Annotated in this window: 2 protein-coding genes and 1 pseudogene; 1 reads left to right on the top strand and 2 read right to left on the bottom strand. The window is 72.0% G+C overall.

All coding sequences use genetic code 11. The annotated features are described in order from the left end of the window. Both KBX53_RS30805 and ald read right to left on the bottom strand, forming a co-directional pair. Nucleotides 1–545 (bottom strand): site-specific integrase (locus KBX53_RS30805; RefSeq protein ID WP_309140898.1); only part of this gene is annotated, 545 nt, incomplete at its 3' end. 67 nt (nt 546–612) lie between these two features. Further along, entirely contained in the window at nt 613–1,728 is a 1,116-nt protein-coding gene (ald, locus tag KBX53_RS30800) for an alanine dehydrogenase (RefSeq protein WP_030334880.1), read from the bottom strand. Nucleotides 1,729–1,954: 226 nt separating this feature from the next. Here ald and KBX53_RS37230 point away from each other — a divergent pair. Continuing rightward, nucleotides 1,955–2,147 (top strand): annotated as a pseudogene (locus KBX53_RS37230) (hypothetical protein); the annotation flags it as partial.

Here is a 2,147-nt window from a genome sequence, read left to right as displayed (position 1 = left end):
CCCTCGTCGGTGTCGAGGTCGTCCACGGCGGCGCCGACCGCCTCGGAGATGCGCGCGCCGGTGCCGTACAGAAATTCCAGCAACGCCCGGTCGCGCAGCGCCAGGGGCGCGTCGTCGCCGGTCGCGGTGATCGGGCCGGCGGTCTCCAGCAGCCGGACCACGACGTCGACCGGCAGCGCCCGGGGCAGCCGCCGCGGCGGCGTGGGCGGGCGGACGTCGCGGCTCGGATCGGCCCCGGTCAGGCCCTCACGCAGCGCGAAGCGGTGCAGGCCGCGGACCGCGCTGGCGGCGCGGGCGGCGGAGGAGACAGCGAGGGGCGGGTGCGCGTCGTCGCCGGCCCGCAGCCGCGCCAGGTGCGTCTCGACGAGGCCGGCGCCGACCGACGCGAGGTCGGTGACGCCGGCGTCGACCAGGGTGGCGAGATAACGGTCCAGATCCCGCCGGTACGAGGCGAGCGTGTTCGCGGAGAGGCCACGTTCGACGGTCAGGTGGTCGAGGTAGCCGCGAACGGCACGGCGCAGCGCCGGCGTGGGTGCGGTGCTCACGCCGGCGCCGGCTAAGTCGTCGGTCAGTGCCATGCTCCTCGGCTCGCTACCGCTCGGCCGCCACCGTTCAGGCCAGCGCGTCGGCCAGCGGCAGCACGTCCATGCCGTGCGCCTCGGCGACCGGACCGTAGGTGACCTGACCGGCGTGGGTGTTCAGGCCCAGGGCCAGCGCCGGGTCGTTGCGCAGCGCCTCACGCCAGCCCTGGTTGGCCAGCTCCAGGGCGTACGGCAGGGTGACGTTGGTCAGCGCGTAGGTGCTGGTGTTCGGCACCGCGCCGGGCATGTTCGCGACGCAGTAGAAGATCGACTCGTGCACCTTGTAGACCGGGTCGGCGTGCGTGGTGGGGCGCGAGTCCTCGAAGCAGCCACCCTGGTCGATGGCGATGTCGACGAGCACGCTGCCCGGCTTCATCCGGGACACCAGCTCGTTGGAGATCAGCGTCGGGGCCTTCGCGCCGGGCACCAGCACCGCGCCGATGACCAGGTCGGCGTCGAGCACGGCCCGCTCCACCTCGTACGCGTTGGACGCGACGGTCTGCAGGTGGCCCCGGTAGATCGCGTCGGCCTGCCGCAGCCGGGCGACGTTCTTGTCCAGCAGCAGCACCTCGGACTGCAGGCCCAGCGCGATGGCGGCGGCGTTCATGCCGGAGACGCCGGCGCCGATGACGACGGTCTTGGCCGCGTACACGCCGGAGACACCGCCGGGCAGCACACCGCGCCCACCGCCGGTGCGCATCATGTAGAAGGCGCCCACCTGCGGGGCGAGCCGGCCGGCGACCTCGGACATCGGGGCGAGCAACGGCAGCGACCGGTCGGGCAGTTCGACGGTCTCGTACGCGATGCCGGTGACCTTGCGGTCGATCAGCGCGTCGGTGCACTCCTTGGAGGCGGCCAGGTGCAGGTAGGTGAAGAGCACCTGCCCCTCGCGCATCCGGTGGTACTCCTCGGCGATCGGCTCCTTGACCTTGAGCACCAGCTCGGCGGTCTCCCAGACCTCGTCGGCGGTGGCGAGGATCTTCGCGCCGGCGGCGGCGAACTCCTCGTCGGTGATGCTGGAGCCAACCCCGGCGCCGGACTCGACGAAGACCTGGTGGCCGCTGCGGGTGAACTCGTTGACGCCCGCTGGCGTGATCGCCACGCGGTACTCGTGGTTCTTGACCTCGCGTGGGATTCCGACCTTCACGATGCAGACACCTCTCTTCGGGGCTGCTCTCCCCCGACTGCTCGGTGCCGCGGCGGCCCCTTTGCCACCGCGGTACACCGGTCCCGCGGCGGCAGTCTAGGCGCGCCCGACGCCGCCGAGAGCCAGCACAGTGGCATCCGGTGCGCGGGTGTCCTGACGAAGTGTCAGGGCACCGCCCGGATCGAGCGGTCGAGCGTCACCTCAGCCGACAGGACAGTGTTCCACCATTATCGTCCCATCTGCCGGGTGGCGGTGCGGACAGCCGGCGAGTGGATCACTAAGGTGTCCGGCCATGACCACTCCTCCTTATCAGCCCGGCTACCCCCAGCCGGGGTACCCCCAGGGCGTTTCCGACAAGAGCAAGATCGTCGCGGGCGTCCTCGGCATCCTGCTCGGCTTCTGCGGGGCCGGCCGGTTCT

The organism is Micromonospora sp. M51 (assembly GCF_018070305.1).
GTDB classification, from domain to species: domain Bacteria; phylum Actinomycetota; class Actinomycetes; order Mycobacteriales; family Micromonosporaceae; genus Micromonospora; species Micromonospora parva.
This window is presented reverse-complemented; position numbering and strand designations above follow the sequence as displayed.